The 15,855-nt window shown below is 62.0% G+C and carries 19 protein-coding genes; 8 read left to right on the plus strand and 11 right to left on the minus strand.

Features of this window, described 5'->3' with window-relative positions; all coding sequences use genetic code 11:
* Positions 1–101 precede the first annotated feature (101 nt).
* The gene (locus ACU8HS_RS07875; protein ID WP_447015718.1) at positions 102–1,049 is read left to right on the plus strand and encodes an aldo/keto reductase; all 948 of its coding nucleotides are present in this window, start codon (positions 102–104) and stop codon (positions 1,047–1,049) included.
* A gap of 14 nt (positions 1,050–1,063) precedes the next feature.
* Complete coding sequence (locus ACU8HS_RS07880; protein WP_113412582.1) at positions 1,064–1,507, plus strand: GNAT family N-acetyltransferase; 444 nt, start codon at positions 1,064–1,066, stop codon at positions 1,505–1,507.
* Here ACU8HS_RS07880 and ACU8HS_RS07885 read toward each other — a convergent pair.
* A complete protein-coding gene (locus ACU8HS_RS07885; RefSeq protein ID WP_112565150.1) occupies positions 1,497–2,114 on the minus strand; it encodes a hypothetical protein in 618 nt (205 codons plus the stop codon). The two genes, ACU8HS_RS07880 and ACU8HS_RS07885, sit on opposite strands and share 11 nt — an antisense overlap.
* Positions 2,115–2,258: 144 nt before the next feature.
* On the opposite strand from ACU8HS_RS07885, the gene ACU8HS_RS07890 reads away from it, so the two are divergent.
* Together ACU8HS_RS07890 and ACU8HS_RS07895 are read left to right on the plus strand one after the other, a co-directional pair.
* Entirely contained in the window at positions 2,259–2,759 is a 501-nt protein-coding gene (locus ACU8HS_RS07890; protein WP_112705720.1) for a YciE/YciF ferroxidase family protein, read from the plus strand.
* Between the two features lie 104 nt (positions 2,760–2,863).
* A complete protein-coding gene (locus ACU8HS_RS07895; RefSeq protein WP_112565146.1) occupies positions 2,864–3,223 on the plus strand; it encodes a nuclear transport factor 2 family protein in 360 nt (119 codons plus the stop codon).
* Positions 3,224–3,286: 63 nt separating this feature from the next.
* Here the strand turns inward: ACU8HS_RS07895 and pheT are convergent, their stop codons facing one another.
* The 5 genes from pheT to infC form a co-directional block, all read right to left on the minus strand.
* Positions 3,287–5,710, minus strand: coding sequence for a phenylalanine--tRNA ligase subunit beta (gene pheT, locus ACU8HS_RS07900; protein ID WP_113412584.1), 2,424 nt, complete (start codon positions 5,708–5,710; stop codon positions 3,287–3,289).
* Between the two features lie 15 nt (positions 5,711–5,725).
* Positions 5,726–6,808: a phenylalanine--tRNA ligase subunit alpha gene (gene pheS, locus ACU8HS_RS07905; protein ID WP_112565142.1), complete on the minus strand. Its 1,083-nt coding sequence runs from the start codon at positions 6,806–6,808 to the stop codon at positions 5,726–5,728.
* Positions 6,809–6,955: 147 nt separating this feature from the next.
* Entirely contained in the window at positions 6,956–7,360 is a 405-nt protein-coding gene (gene rplT / locus ACU8HS_RS07910) for a 50S ribosomal protein L20 (protein WP_007813309.1), read from the minus strand.
* Between the two features lie 39 nt (positions 7,361–7,399).
* On the minus strand, positions 7,400–7,603 hold the full coding sequence (gene rpmI, locus ACU8HS_RS07915) for a 50S ribosomal protein L35 (RefSeq protein ID WP_011423646.1): 204 nt from the start codon (positions 7,601–7,603) through the stop codon (positions 7,400–7,402).
* Positions 7,604–7,904: 301 nt separating this feature from the next.
* Positions 7,905–8,441, minus strand: a complete 537-nt coding sequence (infC, locus tag ACU8HS_RS07920) for a translation initiation factor IF-3 (RefSeq protein ID WP_112565682.1) — start codon at positions 8,439–8,441, stop codon at positions 7,905–7,907.
* Between the two features lie 180 nt (positions 8,442–8,621).
* Between infC and ACU8HS_RS07925 the strand changes: the two genes are divergently transcribed.
* A complete protein-coding gene (locus ACU8HS_RS07925; RefSeq protein WP_113412585.1) occupies positions 8,622–9,419 on the plus strand; it encodes an alpha/beta fold hydrolase in 798 nt (265 codons plus the stop codon).
* A 212-nt stretch (positions 9,420–9,631) separates the two neighbouring features.
* The gene (locus tag ACU8HS_RS07930) at positions 9,632–10,231 is read left to right on the plus strand and encodes a transglutaminase-like cysteine peptidase (protein WP_113412586.1); all 600 of its coding nucleotides are present in this window, start codon (positions 9,632–9,634) and stop codon (positions 10,229–10,231) included.
* A gap of 93 nt (positions 10,232–10,324) precedes the next feature.
* Here ACU8HS_RS07930 and mbfA read toward each other — a convergent pair whose 3' ends face one another.
* Positions 10,325–11,308, minus strand: a complete 984-nt coding sequence (gene mbfA, locus ACU8HS_RS07935; protein WP_447015719.1) for an iron exporter MbfA — start codon at positions 11,306–11,308, stop codon at positions 10,325–10,327.
* Between the two features lie 188 nt (positions 11,309–11,496).
* On the opposite strand from mbfA, the gene ACU8HS_RS07940 reads away from it, so the two are divergent.
* On the plus strand, positions 11,497–11,964 hold the full coding sequence (locus tag ACU8HS_RS07940) for a truncated hemoglobin (RefSeq protein WP_112565135.1): 468 nt from the start codon (positions 11,497–11,499) through the stop codon (positions 11,962–11,964).
* A 3-nt stretch (positions 11,965–11,967) separates the two neighbouring features.
* On the opposite strand, the gene ACU8HS_RS07945 is transcribed toward ACU8HS_RS07940, so the two are convergent.
* The 3 genes from ACU8HS_RS07945 to ACU8HS_RS07955 all read right to left on the minus strand — a co-directional run bounded on the left by ACU8HS_RS07945 (position 11,968) and on the right by ACU8HS_RS07955 (position 14,544).
* The gene (locus tag ACU8HS_RS07945) at positions 11,968–12,861 is read right to left on the minus strand and encodes an EamA family transporter (protein ID WP_447015720.1); all 894 of its coding nucleotides are present in this window, start codon (positions 12,859–12,861) and stop codon (positions 11,968–11,970) included.
* 93 nt (positions 12,862–12,954) lie between these two features.
* Entirely contained in the window at positions 12,955–13,509 is a 555-nt protein-coding gene (gene recX, locus ACU8HS_RS07950) for a recombination regulator RecX (protein ID WP_447015721.1), read from the minus strand.
* Positions 13,510–13,518: 9 nt separating this feature from the next.
* Positions 13,519–14,544 carry a histone deacetylase family protein gene (locus ACU8HS_RS07955; RefSeq protein WP_112565131.1) on the minus strand — a complete coding sequence of 342 codons (1,026 nt, stop codon included), beginning with the start codon at positions 14,542–14,544 and terminating at the stop codon, positions 13,519–13,521.
* A gap of 153 nt (positions 14,545–14,697) precedes the next feature.
* On the opposite strand from ACU8HS_RS07955, the gene ACU8HS_RS07960 reads away from it, so the two are divergent.
* Complete coding sequence (locus ACU8HS_RS07960) at positions 14,698–15,324, plus strand: HAD-IA family hydrolase (protein ID WP_377313730.1); 627 nt, start codon at positions 14,698–14,700, stop codon at positions 15,322–15,324.
* Here ACU8HS_RS07960 and ACU8HS_RS07965 read toward each other — a convergent pair.
* Positions 15,306–15,824 (minus strand): GNAT family N-acetyltransferase, encoded by a 519-nt coding sequence (locus ACU8HS_RS07965; protein ID WP_112565127.1) that lies wholly within the window; start codon positions 15,822–15,824, stop codon positions 15,306–15,308. The genes ACU8HS_RS07960 and ACU8HS_RS07965 overlap by 19 nt on opposite strands.
* Between the last annotated feature and the right edge of the window lie 31 nt (positions 15,825–15,855).

Below are 15,855 nucleotides of genomic sequence, written 5' to 3' on the forward strand. Positions count from 1 at the left end.
AAGTTTGGTTTCCTTCGAAGGCGCTCCGCGCTAGGTTACTCGCGAACGGCGTTCTGCCGTTTCCTCTGATTTCAATCACTTCAATATTTTGGGAGAGCGCCATGCAGATGCGCCGGCTTGGAAAAACAGGTCTTTCGGTCTCGCCGATCGTTTTCGGCGGCAATGTCTTCGGCTGGACGGCCGACGAGAAAACGTCCTTCGAGATCCTGGACGCCTTCTTCGATGCCGGTCTCAACACCATCGATACGGCCGACGTCTATTCCGCCTGGGTGCCGGGCAACAAAGGCGGCGATTCCGAAGAGATCATCGGCAAGTGGCTGAAGAAGGCAAAGCTCTCGCGCGACAAGGCCGTCATCATCACCAAGGTCGGTTCGGACATGGGCCAGGGCAAGACGCTGAAGGCGAACTATATCCTGAAGGCGGTGGAGGATTCGCTGCGCCGGCTGCAGACCGATTATATCGACCTCTACCTGTCGCACTGGCCGGATGCCGATACGCCGCACGAGGAATCGCTTGGCGCCTATGCCAAGCTTCTCGAACAGGGCAAGATCCGCTCCGTCGGCTGCTCGAACTACGACGCGGCCCAGTTGCAGGCCTCTTTCGACGCCGCCGACAAGGCGGGCCTGCCGCGCTATCAGGCGCTGCAGCCGGAATATAATCTCTACGAACGTTCGAGCTTCGAAGGCCCGCTTGCCGATCTCTGTATCAAGGAGGACATCGGCGTTATCACCTATTTCAGCCTCGCCGCCGGCTTCCTCTCCGGCAAATACCGCAGCAAGGCGGATACGGAAGGCCGCGCCCGTGAAGGCCGCGTTGCGCAATATCTCGACGACAAGGGCATGCGCATTCTTGCCGCCCTCGACAAGATCTCGGCCGAGACCGGCGCCAGGCCGGCGGAAATCTCGCTTGCCTGGCTCCTGCGCAAGAAGGGCGTGACGGCGCCGATCGCCAGTGCTACGAGCCTCTCCCAACTCGAAAGCCTGGTGAAATCCGCAACGCTCAAGCTTTCCGACGAGGCAATGGCGCTGCTTGATCAGGCAGGCGCCTGAAACGAGGTGACGGCATGACCGCGACGATCCGCGATGCGAGACCCGAGGACGAGACGCGCTGGCGCGCGCTCTGGGCAGACTATCTCGCCTTTTACGAAGTCACCGTCGATGCCGACATCACCGATTCCACCTGGCGCCGGGTTTTCGATCCGGCGTCGGCAATCTTCATGCGGGTTGCCGAACTCGATGGCGAGGTCGTGGGCTTCGCACTGTGCCTCACCCATGAAGGCACATGGATCCGTGGCAAGGACTGCTATCTCGAAGACCTCTTCGTATCCAAGAATGTGCGCGGCAAGGGCGTCGGCCGGGCCTTGATGGACGACCTCGTGGCGCTCTGCGCAAAGAACGGCTGGTCGCGGCTCTATTGGCATACGAACGAGCAGAACAAGACAGCCCGCTCGCTTTACGACACCTACGTCAAGAGCGACGGCCACATCCGCTACCGCATCAATTTCTAAGCGGCGGAAAGCCCTCATACCATTCGGAATGATCCCCTTCCCAGTTCGCCATGCCCGGCTTGGTCAGGATACCGCGCGGGCGCACGTAGCTCTGGATCACCCGCTTCGGGCGTTCATGCCACTGGATGTTGAAGGCCCATAGCTTCGGGAAGAAGCAGAGCGAGGCATAGGGCAGGTGGTCGTGGATCCACCAGGCAAGCCGCTGCCAGTCGCTTTCATCGCTGTAGTGATCGACCATCCACGGCACGGCAATACAGGCGGCGGCCCCCATGCAGCCGTCGAAATCCCTGGCGTCCCAGATGTGATGGGCGGCCGTGGCGGCGTTGGTCGAGCAGTTCAGCCCGTTCTCATTGCCGAAGCGGTTGACGGCAGGCGAGCGATAGCCGGAGCGGATATGCAGGCGCCCGAAGGTCGCTTCCAGCGGCTCCAGCAATTCCTCGCACAGGCGCCGGCCGGTTTCGATGGCGAGATCGGGATCGTCCGGGATATTCGGGATACGGTAGAAATCGGCGATTTCCGAGTGAAGGAAATCGCGAAGGAAGAAGTTCTTCGACAGCCGCACCCGGCCAAGATCCTCGAGCCCCTTCATCGATCCCGGTTTCTTCATATGCGCGCTCCTCCCGATTCCCGACGGCAGCATCGCCCGGACGATGCAGGGGGTCCACCCGAAAAATGCGGGAACAATTAGCCCGGTGCCAACTTCTAGGAAATGTCGCCCAAGGGCGCAAATCCCCAAGAAAGGAACGGAACCATGGCCAAGGAAAAGACGCTGGAAGATCTGTTTTACGATACGCTCAAGGACATCTATTTCGCCGAGCGCCAGATATTGCGCGCCCTGCCGAAGATGGCGCGTGCCGCCCAGTCCCAGGAGTTGAAAGCGGGTTTCGAAAAACACCGCGAGGAAACCGAGGGTCATGTCGAGCGGCTGCAGCAGGTCTTCGAAATCATCGGCAAACGCGCACAGGGCAAGACCTGCGAGGCGATCCAGGGCATCATCGCCGAAGGCGAGGAAATCATCGAGGAATTCAAGGGCACGCCCGCCATCGATGCCGGCCTGATTTCCTCGGCCCAGGCCGTCGAGCATTATGAGATCGCCCGCTACGGAACGCTGAAGACCTGGGCGCAGACGCTCGGCTTCAAGGAGGCGGTCACGCTTCTCGACCAGACGCTGCAGGAAGAAGGCAAGACCGACCAGATCCTGACGAAGCTTGCGACATCCGCGGCAAACCAGAAGGCTTCACGCGCAGCCTGAAGCCACAGCAAGAGCAGCCCTCGGCGGCTGCTCTTGCTGCTGCAATCTTGCCTTCGTTCGCCGCCCCGCTATCATTTTCCGGGAATGTGAGGCGAGGTATCGATATGGCCGACAGGCAGGCAATCGAAGCAACGGTTCATCTCTATGTCGAGGGCATGGCCTTCGCCAATGAAGCGGCCCTGAAGAAGGCTTTTCATCCGAAAAGCTCCGTTATCGGACACTACCGGAATGCGGTGGAATGGCTCTCGCGCGACGAATTCATCGCCGCAATCCTGGAGGAAGGGGCCGCGCCACCCGGCACCCAGCCTTATATGGACATAGACAGCATCGACATAGCAGGCGATGCGGCAACGGTGAAAGTGACCGACGAGTTCGCCGGCATGCGCTTCACCGACTATCTTTCGCTGCTGAAGATCGACGGTCGCTGGACGATCGTCAGCAAGCTCTACCATCTCCACATATGAAAAGACCGGCAGCCTGCGCCGCCGGTCCTCCGATCTTTGTTATCCGGATCAGCTCCTCCCGGATCAGCTTCTGAGGACGCCGCCGGTGAATTTGGCGACGCTGGCGACGATCTTCTGCGTCAGCGCCTCGAAATCCTCGTCGGTCAGCGTGCGCTCGGCCGGCTGGATCTGCACCTCGATCGCAACGGACTTCTTGCCCTCGCCCACGGATGCGCCTTCGAAAATGTCGAAAACGTTGACGCCCGTGATCAGCTTGCGGTCGACGCCGCTGGCAGCCTTGATGATGGCACCCGCCTCCACCGTCCTGTCGACGACGAAGGCGAAGTCGCGCCTGACCGCCTGGAAGGGCGAAAGGTCGAGCGCCGGCTTGGTGCGGGTCGCCTTCTTCTTCGGCTCGGCCATGGCGTCGAGATAGACTTCGAAGCCGCAGAGCGCACCGGAGACATCGAGCTTTTCAAGCGTGGTCGGGTGGAACTCGCCGAAATAGCCGAGGATCACCTTCGGCCCCATCTTGATCGTGCCGGAACGGCCAGGGTGATACCAGTCAGGCCCGCCCTGCTCGATCTGGATATTGCCCATCGGCAGGCCGCAGGCTTCGATCACGGCCAGCGCATCGGCCTTGGCGTCGAAGACGTCGACCGGCTTGCCGCCGCCCTTTGACGCATTCGACCACATGCGGCCAGCGCCTGCCAGCGAAGCGGTGCCGCGGCGGATGCCGCCGGCGACCCGGCGCTGGCCTTCCGGCCTGTCGTTCTCGTAGGTGCCGGAGACTTCGAAGATCGCCACGTCGCCATAACCCTTGTCGGCATTGCGCTGGGCAGCCGTCAGCAGGCCCGGCAGCAGAGAGGGACGCATGTCCGACATTTCGGCGGCGATCGGGTTGGCGAGCTTGAGGGCCGGAGAACCGCCGCCGAAGAGCTTCGCCTGATCTTCGGGGATGAAGGACCAGGTAACGGCTTCCAGCATGCCGCGCGAGGCGAGCGCGCGCTTGGCGGCCCGCGTGCGGATCTGCAGCGTGGTCAGAATGCGGCCGTTGACGGCGGCATGGCTTTCGAGCGGCGCCGGCTTGATATTGTCGACGCCATGAATGCGCATGATCTCCTCGACGAGATCGGCCTTGCCGTCCACATCGGGACGCCAGGAGGGAACGGCCACGGAGACGCGTTCGCCGGAGCCGGAAACCTTGAAGCCGAGGCGGGTCAGGATCGTGTTGCTTTCTTCCGTCGAGACGTCGAGGCCGGTCAGGCGCTTGACCTCCGAATAAGGGAAATCGACGATCTTTGGTTCGTAACCCTTGTAGCCGACGACCTCGGCCCTGGCGGGCGTGCCGCCGCAAAGTTCCAGAACCAGTTCTGTCGTGCGCTCGAGGCCGGGAACCATATATTCCGGATCGACGCCGCGTTCGAAGCGGTAGCGGGCATCGGTGATGATGCCGAGCGTGCGGCCGGACTTGGCGATGTTCATCGGATCCCAGAGAGCGGATTCGATCAGCACATCGACGGTGTTTTCATCACAGCCGGAATGTTCGCCACCCATGATGCCGCCGATCGATTCAATACCCTTCTCGTCGGCGATGACGACGTTGTTCGGGCCGAGCTTGTATTCGCGCTGGTCGAGCGCCAGCACGGTCTCGCCCTCTCTCGCCCGGCGGACGGTCAGGTTGCCCTTGACCTTGGCGGCGTCGAAGACGTGCATCGGCCGGCCCTGATCGAAGGTCATATAGTTGGTGATATCGACGAGCGCGTTGATGGGACGCAGGCCGATGGCAAGAAGCCGCTGCTGCATCCAGCGCGGGCTCGGGCCGTTCCTGACGCCGCGCACGAGCCTGAGGCCGAAGCCCGGGCAGAGCCTGGCATCGTCGAGATCGAGCGTCAGTTTCACCGGCGTTTCACCTTCGATGGCGAAGGACGGCGCGGGGCGCGTCTTCAGCGTGCCGAGGCCGGAGGCTGCGAGATCGCGGGCGATGCCGTAGATCGAGGTACAGTCCGGACGGTTCGGCGTCAGGTTGATCTCGATGACCGGATCGTCGAGATGGGCGTAGGCCGCATAACTCGTGCCGACGGGCGCATCGTCCGGAAGGTCGATGATGCCGTCGTGATTGTCGGAGATCTGCAGTTCCTTTTCCGAGCACATCATGCCGCGGCTTTCGACACCGCGGATATTGCCGACGGAGAGCGTCACGTCGATGCCGGGAACATAGGTGCCGGGAGCGGCGAAAGCACCGACGAGGCCGGCGCGCGCATTCGGCGCGCCGCAGACGACCTGCACCGGAGCGCCCTGACCGATATCGACCATCAGCACCTTCAGGCGATCGGCCTGCGGATGCTTTTCGGCGGAGAGAACCTTGGCGATGACGAAGGGCCTGAAGGCGGCCTTGTCGTCGACATCTTCCACCTCCAGCCCGACCTCCGTCAGGCGCGTGCAGATTTCGTCGAGCGTGGCATCCGTTTCCAGATGATCCTTCAGCCAGGAGAGCGTGAATTTCATAGGTCCAATCCTCCCTTAAACGCTCAGGCCGCCGAACAGCGTCGGCATGTCGAGCGGGCGGAAGCCGTAGTGGTTCATCCAGCGCACGTCGGCGTTGAAGAAGTCGCGCAGGTCCGGCATGCCGTATTTCAGCATGGCGATGCGATCGAGGCCCATGCCCCAGGCAAAGCCCTGATATTCATCCGGATCGAGGCCGCCGTAACGCAGCACGTTCGGGTGGACCATGCCGCAGCCCAAGATTTCCATCCAGTCCGTGCCTTCGCCGAACTTGACGATCGGGCCGGAGCGGTCGCACTGGATATCGACCTCGAAAGAGGGTTCCGTGAAGGGGAAGAAGGACGGGCGGAAGCGCATCGTCACGCTGTCGACCTCGAAGAAGGCCTTGCAGAATTCTTCCAGCACCCAGCGGATATTGGCGACATTGGCCTTCTTGTCGATGACGAGGCCTTCGACCTGATGGAACATCGGCGAATGCGTGGCATCGGAATCCTGGCGATAGGTCTTGCCGGGAATGATGATGCGGATCGGCGGCTTCTGCGCTTCCATCGTACGCACCTGCACCGGAGAGGTATGTGTGCGCAGCACCTTGCGCTCGCCCTTCTCGTCCGGATTGAAGAAGAAGGTGTCGTGCATCTCGCGGGCCGGATGCCCCTCGGGGAAATTCAGAGCCGTGAAATTGTAATAGTCGGTCTCGATATCGGGACCTTCGGCGATCGAAAAGCCCATGTCGCCGAAGATCGCGGTGATTTCGTCGACGATCTGGCTGATCGGATGGATACGGCCGCGCTCGGCCGGCGAGGAGCGCACCGGCAGGCTGACATCGACCGTTTCGGCCTTCAGGCGGGCGTTGACGGCCGCTTCCTTCAGCACCGACTTGCGCTCGGCAAGGGCGTCGGTCACCTCGTTCTTCAGCGCGTTGATCGCCGCACCCCGGGTCTGGCGCTCTTCCGGCGTCATGGCGCCGAGCGTCTTCAGGAGTTCGGAGACGGAGCCCTTCTTGCCGAGTGCCGAAACGCGGAACGCTTCGAGCGCAGGCTCGTCATTGGCGGCGGCAATTTCGGCAAGCAGAGAGGATTTAAGCTGGTCGATATCTGACATTGTCTTCTTTCCGTCCAGATCAGGCGGCGTTCGAAAGGCGGGCTGGAGAGGCCGCGCCAGCAGTACAAAGAAAGAAAAACCCGCGCTAGCCCAAACCAGCGCGGGTTTCCCAAAATTCATTAAAGCATAGAGCCTGGGAAGCGCTGGTTACCGAACCGCGCCTTCAAACTCGTTAGCCGTGCCGGTTTCCTTGAGGTACTCAAGGGCCTTCTTGGCGGCAGCAACCAGGGCGCCGAATGCTTCCGGCTCATGGATTGCCATGTCGGAGAGAACCTTGCGGTCGACTTCGATGCCAGCCTTGTTCAGACCGTCGATGAAGCGGCCGTAGGTCAGGCCGAATTCGCGGACGGCAGCGTTGATACGCTGGATCCAGAGGGCGCGGAAGTTGCGCTTGTTAACCTTACGGTCGCGATATGCGTACTGCTTGGCGCGATCGACGGCAGCCTTGGCGGTACGGATGGTGTTCTTGCGGCGGCCGTAGAAACCCTTGGCCTGCTTCAGAACCTTCTTGTGCTTGGCGTGGGCGGTGACGCCTCTTTTTACACGTGCCATTTCATGATCTCCTTAATCTAACGCGTTACCGGAATAGTCTCAGAGACCGTTCGGCAGATAGTTCTTCACGACCTTGCGGCCATCGGGTTCTGCCAGAACCATGGTGCCGCGTGCATCGCGAATGAACTTGTTCGTGCGCTTGATCATGCCATGGCGCTTGCCAGCGGCAGCCGCCTTGACCTTGCCGGAGGCGGTGATCTTGAACCGCTTCTTGGCAGCAGACTTCGTCTTCATCTTGGGCATTTTGCTACTCCGTTTCTGTCCTCCCTGCGCGCTTCATCAAAGAAGCCCTTCTGCGCAAGCCCGGATTTCCGGTCTTCGCCAAAGGCGCGGGAGCGTTTGTTGTTGATCTGCGGGCGAGGCGACGAGACCTGCCCGCAAGCATTCGAAACTGCCACGGCATGCCCTGCCGGTCAGTTCGGACGCGCGCTTATAACCGCAGCGTCATGAAAGTGCAACGGGGCGGATCGAGGATTCTTGCCGCTGCCGGAAAACACGAAAGCCGCCCTGGCGGACGGCTTTGAGCGAAAGGATGCGGCACCGGTCACTTCGGCGCCAGCACCATCATCATCTGGCGGCCTTCGAGCTTGGGCTCGGCCTCGACCTTGGCAATCTCGGTCGTGTCGGCCTTGACCTGCTGCAGAAGCTTCATGCCGAGTTCCTGGTGGGCCATTTCACGGCCACGGAACTTCAGCGTCACCTTCACCTTGTCGCCTTCGTCGAAGAAGCGACCCATCGCCTTCATCTTCACCTCATAATCATGGGTGTCGATGTTCGGGCGCATCTTGATTTCTTTGACTTCGACGATCTTCTGCTTCTTGCGCGCCTCGGCAGCCTTCTTCTGGTTGGCATATTTCAGCTTGCCCAGATCGAGGATCTTGCACACCGGCGGTTCGGCATTGGGGGAAATTTCGACGAGGTCGAGGCCGGCTTCTTCCGCCATTCTCAAGGCCTGGTCCGTGGGCACGACGCCCATATTCTGTCCGTCAGCCGCAATCAGCTGAACTTTGGGAATGCGGATCTCCCGGTTCGAGCGCGGTCCATCCTTTACGGGCGCGTCGGCTTTAAAGGGTCTGCGAATGGTCGTATTCTCCTCGCGTTGTTTCGGAACGTTGCAGCTTCGTGTCCCAATCCAAAGGGGGCACAAACGGGTCACGTCATCGCTGCAGCAGATTCAATAACACCCTTTAGCGGAAAAATCACCTGCTGTCAGCCTGTCAAGAATCTGTTTTATAGGCCAAAACAACAGGAGTTCCGCCCGATGTCCGACCAGATGCCCGCTCTTCAGCCCCAGTTCCTCAATGTCGGCGAAGGCGAGGCAGCGCGGCAGATCGCCATGCTGGTGCGGCCGGCGCGGCCGGGCAGCGATCTTCCGGCCCTCGTTTGGCTATCCGGCTACCGATCGGACATGAGCGGCAGCAAGGCCGTCGAGATCGACCGGCTGGCGCAAGAGCTGGGTGCGGCCTGCATCCGTCTCGACTATTCCGGCCACGGGCTTTCCGGCGGTGCCTTCACCGACGGCACGATCTCGCGCTGGCTGGAAGAGGCCCTTGCGGTGATCGGCGACGCCGCCCCTGAACGGATGATCCTTATCGGTTCCTCGATGGGCGGCTGGATCGCGCTCAGGGCGGCGCAGGAGCTTGCAAAGGCCGGCGGGCCGAAGCTTGACGGCATGGTGCTGATCGCCCCGGCGCCGGATTTCACCAGCGACCTGATCGAGCCGAACCTCAAGAAGAAGGAACGCGCCTCGCTGGAAGAGCGCGGCTATTTCGAGGAACGCTCCCAGTACAGCCCGGAACCCAACATCTATACCCGCGCCCTGATCGAGGACGGCCGGAAGAACCGGGTCCTGACCGGCATTATCGAAACCGGCTGCCCGATCCACATCCTGCAGGGCATGAAGGATGCCGACGTGCCCTATCTGCACGCGATGAAGCTCGTGGAACATCTTCCGGCGGATGATGTGGTGCTCACCTTCATTCGCGATGGCGACCACCGGCTGTCGCGCCCGCAGGATATCGAGCGGCTGCGCAGCGCCGTCAAAGGCCTCATCCGATAGACTGAAGCCAGTTCTCCACCAAAGAATAGGCAATTGCCCGAATAGAGAGAGAGTTGGTTGAGCAAGTTATGCTCAGCTATCCCTAAGGTTATGTTGCATTTTAACCATGTCTACGAGTTGCACGGCCCTCCCAAGAAGTAACGATTGACTCCTTTCGGCCCTCTCCGTTAACTGTTTGTTAATAAATGAAGGGCGATGCAGGGAAGTAGGGCGTGCGGATCAAGGGTTTCCTCGTGGCCATGATGGCCGTGTTTGCAATGGCGCCGGCCGCTATTCCGGCTCCCAGCAAAAATGCCTCCATGGTGACCGGCAATGCGACATCACAGCCAGTCGGTCACTACGATTTCTGTCAGACACACCGCAGCGAATGCGGCGCCAACCGCAATACCGGACCGGTTTCCATGACCGGCGGCAAGTGGGCCGCTGTTCGCGCCGTCAACGCGACCGTCAACCGCAGCATCACGCCGATGACCGACAAGGAAATCTACGGCAAGGACGAGGTCTGGGCCTATCCGACCACGGCCGGCGACTGCGAGGATTTCGCGCTTCTGAAGCGCCGTATCCTCATCCAGCGCGGCTTCTCGCCCGCCGATCTCCTGTTGACCGTCGTTCGCAAGCCGGACGGCGAAGGCCATGCGGTTCTGACGCTGCGCACGGCCGAAGGCGATTTCGTGCTCGACAACCTGGCTTCCGACGTCAAGCCCTGGTTTGCGACGCCCTACAGCTTCATCAAGCGCCAGTCGAGCTTCAACGCCGGCCGCTGGGTGACGATCGAGAACGGCCGCGACGTCCTGGTCGGCGCGCTGAGATAACAAGTTTTGAGGGGACTGTGGGAAAGGCCGGCGAAAGTCGGCCTTTTTCATATGGGCAGCATGCCTGCGCCGCGGTCTCTCCCGTTTGCGGGATCAGGCATTGCCGATAAAGATGCCGGCTGCCAGCACGAGGCTGCCGCCGAGGACCACCTGGAAGGCGGCGCGCAGGAAGGGCGTCTCCATATATTTGTTCTGGATGAAGGCGATCGCCCAGAGTTCGAAAAAGACGATGACGGCGGCAGTGATGGTCGCCGTCCAGAAATACGGGATGAGATAGGGCAGCGCGTGGCCAAGGCCGCCGAGCGCCGTCATGATGCCGCAGGCAAGGCCGCGCTTGATCGGAGAGCCGCGACCGGAGATCTTGCCGTCGTCATGGGCGGCCTCCGTAAAGCCCATCGAAATGCCGGCACCGACCGAAGCCGACAGGCCGACCAGAAAGGTCTGCCAGGTATCCTGCGTGGCGAAGGCGGCGGCAAAGATCGGCGCGAGCGTCGAGACCGAGCCGTCCATGAGGCCGGCGAGACCCGGCTGCACATAGGTCAACACGAAGCGGCGCCGGGCCGTCTCGTCCTCTTCCCTCTTCACATCGTCAGGCGTGTGCTTGTCGCCCAGCATCCGGGCAATGTCCTCGTGGCCCTGCTCGGCAAGCGCGAGATCGCCGAGCAACTGGCGGGTCGAGGCGTCGGAGGTCTGCTTGACCGCCTCGACATAGAAGCGATAGGCCTGTTCCTCCATCGCCTCCGCCTCCTGCCTGATCGCGTCGAGGGAAAGGTTGGCACGCAGCCAGTCCGGCTTGCGCTCGTAGAAGCCCTGGACATGTTCGCGACGGATCAAGGGAATGCGCTCGCCGAAACGCTGGCGGTGGATTTCGATCAGCGACTTGCGGTGCGTGTCCTCCACCTCCGCCATATCTTCGAACACCTTGGCCGAGGCAGGGAATTCCTGTCGCAGATGTTCCGCGTAGGCGAGATAGATGCGGGCGTCGTCTTCTTCCGAGGCGATGGCAAGCGCCAGGATTTCCTGCTCGGAGAGGGAGCGGAAGGAACGTTTCGGTGATCTGAAAAACCGGGCCAACATGCGTAGTCTCCAATAACTTAGAATTATTCTAAATCTAAAGTGGCGATCCGCATGGGTCAAGATCAAAGCCCGGCAGGATTGACAGAATGCCGCGATCGGGTGATCGCGGCTTTGCTGCGGCAGCGCGCCGACCTATATGAGGGTTGCCATTTTAAGGGCTGCCAATTGCAGCCGCGCCGGGGTTAACGATGAAGAACGAGATACAGGGACGGGCCGCGCATGTTGCCGCGATCCGCGAAAAGGCCGAGGCCGAGATGAAAGAGATCGGCGTGGATGAGGCCTTCATTTCGAGGCTGGTCGAGACCTTTTACGGGCGGGTGCTCAGGCATCCCGAGCTTGGACCGGTTTTCGATGCGCGCCTTTCCGGCCGCTGGCCGGAACATATGGAGAAGATGAAGAGCTTCTGGTCGGCCGTCGCCTTCCGCAGCGGCGCCTATGGCGGCAAACCGGTCCAGGCGCATCTCGGCGTTGCGAACATGACGCCGGAGCTTTTCCCAAAATGGCTTTCGCTGTTTTCCGCAACGCTCGACGACGTGGCGCCGACGCCGGAAGCGAAGGACTGGTTCATGGCGACCGCGGAACGGATCGCCAAGAGCCTGACGCTGTCGCTCTTCTACAATCCGGCGCTCGACGATCCCGCAAAGAAGACGGGCTGACGCTCACTGCCTCGCCGAAAAGGTGGCGCCGGCGCTTGCGGCGACGACGAGCGCCGTCCCGGCCATCTGCAGAAGCGTCATCGGCTGGGCCAGGATGACGAAACCCGCGAGCGCCGCGATGGCCGGTTCGAGGCTCATGAGAATGCCGAACGAGGCCGTCGGCATGCGCCGCAAGGCGATCAGCTCCAGCGTGTAGGGCAGCAGCGGCACGAGAATGGCAAGGCCCGCCATCTCGACCAGGCCAAAGGCATCAAGTTTCGGCACGGCACCGGCAAAGCCGAAGGGCGTGGCAACCAGGGCCGCGACCATGAGCGACATGGAAAGCCCTTCCAGCCCCTTGAAACTGGCGCCGATCCTTTTCGTCAGGACGATATAGATCGCCCAGCCCGTTCCCGCGCCGAAGGCGAAGAGAACGCCGAGGGGATCACCCACCCAGCCTTCTCCGTCATGCGCGAGGGCCAGCACGCCCAGCGCGGCAACGAGCGGCCAGAGCAGGCGCCGGCTCAATCCATAACCGGCGGTTGCCACGGCGAGCGGGCCGAGAAAATCAATCGCCACGGCAAGGCCGAGCGGAATGCGCTCGATCGCGGAGAAGAAACTCATGGTCATCAGCGCCGTCGTCGCGCCAAGAACCGGGGCGCTTGTCCATTGAGCGCGGCTATAGCTTGACAGGCGCGGGCGCACGGCAATCGCCAGGATGATCGCCGCAAAGGCAAGACGCAGCCATGTGGCGCCGACGGGTCCATATGTGGCGATGGCGGAGGATGACAGCGCCGCGCCGAACTGGATGGACGACATGGACATCAGGCACATCAGACCGCCCGCCGCCACGCCGCCGAATGCGGTTGATGCCTGCGCGGTCAGCGTTGCCGCTCCGGCATTGGTCCTGTCTTCCATCTGCGCCTCCGATTGTGCGCCGTTCATACGAGGGCGGCGCGTGCGCGACAAATTCAAACTTCTGATCGCGGCAGCAAAAGGCCTGATGCGATATCAGAGGCGCCCGGCAAGGATGATCTCTTCGGCATCCTCGAAACTCATCTCGAAGACTTTTCTGCCGATCTCGAAGCTGAAACCGTTGCGCGCGAAGGCGGAAAGTTCCTTTGCCTTGCGCTTCTCGTCAAGCTCGACGCGGCGAAAGGGGCCGAAGGCGCGCTTGCGGGCGAAGATCGCCGCGGCGTAGAGATCGTCGGCCTCTGCGAGCGCAGCCTCCACCTTGTCGCCGGAGACACCCTTGACCGCGAGCTTCTGGGCGATGGCACGCTTCGACTTGCCGCTGCGCAGGGCGGATCGCGTGCTGATTTCGGCATAGGCGCTGTCGTCGATCGCCTTGTTGTCATAGGCGAATTTGACGGCAAAATCGGCAACGGCCTTCAGCTGCGCCGCGCTGATATCGTCGAACTTCTCCTTCGCCTTGCGGGTGATGGCGTCAAAGAGCTGCTTTTCCGTCATCATCCGCCGCTCGAGGCGATAGATGGTCGAATTGCGCGCCCAGCTCAGCATGCGGGGCGTCGGGATATCGGATGGCACGACGGTCTCTTCGCTCATCGGCAGCAGTCAGGCTTCCAGGCCCTTGAGCATATTGGCGACGTTGAGGCCGATTTCCGGCACGCCGTAACCGCCCTCCATGCAGGTGACGACCGGCAGGCCGGCAGCGGAGATCATCTCGCCCATGCGGATGAAATCCTCCGATCTCAGCTTGAAGAAGGAGATCGGATCGCGCTCGAACGTATCGACGCCGAGCGCCACGACGATCGCTTCCGCGCCAAAGGCCCGGATGCGGGAGAGCGCGTCGGCAAGGGCGGCCGACCAGACATCGAAACTCGTGCCCCGCGCCATCGGGTAATTGCGGTTGGCGCCCTCGCCCTGACCTTCGCCGACTTCATCGGCATGGCCGAGGAAATAGGGAAAGGCATGAACGGGATCGCCATGCAGCGAGGCGGTGAAGACATCGCCGCGGCGATAGAAGAGATCCTGCGTGCCGTTGCCGTGGTGGAAATCGACATCGAGCACGGCGACCTTCCTGGCGCCGTGATCGAGCAGGCGCTGGGCCGCCACGCCGGAATTGTTGATGAAGCAATAGCCGCCGAAAAGATCGATGCCGGCGTGATGGCCGGGCGGGCGGCAGAGCGCGAAGGCAAGGCGGTTGCCGGCATTCAGCCAGTCCGCGCCCGTCATCGCGCAGCGCATGGAGGCAACAGCCGCCTCATAGGAACCCTTGGTGATGGAAGTATCGGCGGCATTGGCATAATGGCCGATCGCGCCGACGATATTCTCGGGCACGCGCTGGCTGGTGCGGCGGACCGGAAAGGAATTGGCGATCGCTTCGCCCGTGTATCCCGCCGCCACCCAGCGGTCCCAGACCGTCGCCAGGAATTCCAGATAGGCCGGATCATGCACCTTGCGCGCCGTTTCAAGGCCATGCGCTTCGGGAGCGACGACATCCGTAAAACCCGCCGCCTTCACCGCGGCCAGTATCCATTCGGCCCGGAACGGCGCCTCGAAGGGCGTCACGAGCTGGCCGTCGTGCAGCTCCGTCTTCGCATCGCGCAGCTTGTGGTCTTCGGAATAGATGACGCGCACGAGTGTCCTCCGCAAATCAGTCTGTCATGTTCAAGCCTTACACAGGCCCGGCGGAAGAAAAAAGCGCTGAACGCGCCTTGATCGCCGCAACGGGCGACGCCACGTTCAGGCCGATTTCAGAATGCTTCCCTTTTCGTTACGAGACCGAACCCCATGAAAATCCTGATGGTCGATGTCGACGGCGTGCTGGTCCACGGACGCCCGGCGGACGGTCTGCCGCACTTCACCTATATCGAGCGCGACCTCGGCCTGGCACCGTCCCTGCTGCAGCAGGAATTCTTCAAACCCTACTGGGTCGACATCGTGACCGGCCAGGAGCCGATCGAGCCCCGCCTGACGGAGGTTCTCGGCCGCATCGCCCCGCATCTTGGCGCCCAGACCCTGCTCGACTACTGGTTCGAAAACGATTCCCGCCTCGACAGACAACTGCTCGACGACCTCGCCCGCCTGAAGGACGGGGGCACGCTGCTTTATCTTGCCACCAACCAGGAACATCAGCGCGCCGCTTACCTGCGCGACGTGCTGGGGCTCGGGCAGCTCTTCGACGGCATGTTCTATTCGGCCGCACTCGGCGCGCGAAAACCTTTCCGCGACTTCTTCCGGCTTGCGACGGAGGCTGTCGGCGCCGTCCCGCAAGATATCGGCTTCATCGACGATGCCGAGGAAAATATCGCGGCGGCCAGGGCGTTCGGCTGGAAAGCCCAGCATTGGACGCCGGCATCCCGACTGGCCGATGCCATCGACGTCTTTACGCAGGACGATCAGGCGACCCGCTTGTAGAAGAACGTCGTGGCGCAAAGCCCGCCTTCCGGCCACAGCGCATAATCGGGGATGATACCGACGCGCTCCCAGCCGAGGCGCGGATAGATGGCTTCGGCATCGCTGCCGGTTGCCGTGTCGAGGACAAGGATCGTCTTGCCGCGACGGGCCGCCTCCCGCTCGGCCATCTGCATCAGCAGGCGCGCGAGGCCGCGGCCGCGGGCGGAGCGATGGACGAGCAGCTTCTTCAGATCGCCGCGATGCGGCTGGTTCGGCATCTGGGCGGCACCGACCTGCACCGTGCCGACGATCCTGCCGTCCATCTCGGCGCCGAAGAGCAGCGTGCCGCCGTCAGCCACGGCTTCGGCAACACTTCGCCAATAGGGTTCGGCATCCGCCGGCGCATAAGGCTGCATGAAGCCGACGGAAGCGCCGCCATTGACGCAATCGGCGAGCACTTCGCAAAGGTCGGGAATGGCGGCCTGGGCTTCGGTTGAGGAGAGAAGGCGGATCGTCGGCATAAATATCCCTCGGTAAACAAGCGCGTGAACG

This window comes from Rhizobium sp. KDH_Rht_773_N, from assembly GCF_052946295.1.

Excerpts from the sequence above, each read along its gene's own strand:
- ACU8HS_RS07875 (WP_447015718.1), top strand. The coding sequence starts at position 102 with ATGCAGATGCGCCGGCTTGGAAAAACAGGTCTTTCGGTCTCGCCGATC.
- ACU8HS_RS07880 (WP_113412582.1), top strand. The coding sequence starts at position 1,064 with ATGACCGCGACGATCCGCGATGCGAGACCCGAGGACGAGACGCGCTGG.
- ACU8HS_RS07885 (WP_112565150.1), bottom strand. The coding sequence starts at position 2,114 with ATGAAGAAACCGGGATCGATGAAGGGGCTCGAGGATCTTGGCCGGGTG.
- ACU8HS_RS07890 (WP_112705720.1), top strand. The coding sequence starts at position 2,259 with ATGGCCAAGGAAAAGACGCTGGAAGATCTGTTTTACGATACGCTCAAG.
- ACU8HS_RS07895 (WP_112565146.1), top strand. The coding sequence starts at position 2,864 with ATGGCCGACAGGCAGGCAATCGAAGCAACGGTTCATCTCTATGTCGAG.
- pheT (WP_113412584.1), bottom strand. The coding sequence starts at position 5,710 with ATGAAATTCACGCTCTCCTGGCTGAAGGATCATCTGGAAACGGATGCC.
- pheS (WP_112565142.1), bottom strand. The coding sequence starts at position 6,808 with ATGTCAGATATCGACCAGCTTAAATCCTCTCTGCTTGCCGAAATTGCC.
- rplT (WP_007813309.1), bottom strand. The coding sequence starts at position 7,360 with ATGGCACGTGTAAAAAGAGGCGTCACCGCCCACGCCAAGCACAAGAAG.
- rpmI (WP_011423646.1), bottom strand. The coding sequence starts at position 7,603 with ATGCCCAAGATGAAGACGAAGTCTGCTGCCAAGAAGCGGTTCAAGATC.
- ACU8HS_RS07925 (WP_113412585.1), top strand. The coding sequence starts at position 8,622 with ATGTCCGACCAGATGCCCGCTCTTCAGCCCCAGTTCCTCAATGTCGGC.
- mbfA (WP_447015719.1), bottom strand. The coding sequence starts at position 11,308 with ATGTTGGCCCGGTTTTTCAGATCACCGAAACGTTCCTTCCGCTCCCTC.
- ACU8HS_RS07940 (WP_112565135.1), top strand. The coding sequence starts at position 11,497 with ATGAAGAACGAGATACAGGGACGGGCCGCGCATGTTGCCGCGATCCGC.
- ACU8HS_RS07945 (WP_447015720.1), bottom strand. The coding sequence starts at position 12,861 with ATGGAAGACAGGACCAATGCCGGAGCGGCAACGCTGACCGCGCAGGCA.
- recX (WP_447015721.1), bottom strand. The coding sequence starts at position 13,509 with ATGAGCGAAGAGACCGTCGTGCCATCCGATATCCCGACGCCCCGCATG.
- ACU8HS_RS07960 (WP_377313730.1), top strand. The coding sequence starts at position 14,698 with ATGAAAATCCTGATGGTCGATGTCGACGGCGTGCTGGTCCACGGACGC.
- ACU8HS_RS07965 (WP_112565127.1), bottom strand. The coding sequence starts at position 15,824 with ATGCCGACGATCCGCCTTCTCTCCTCAACCGAAGCCCAGGCCGCCATT.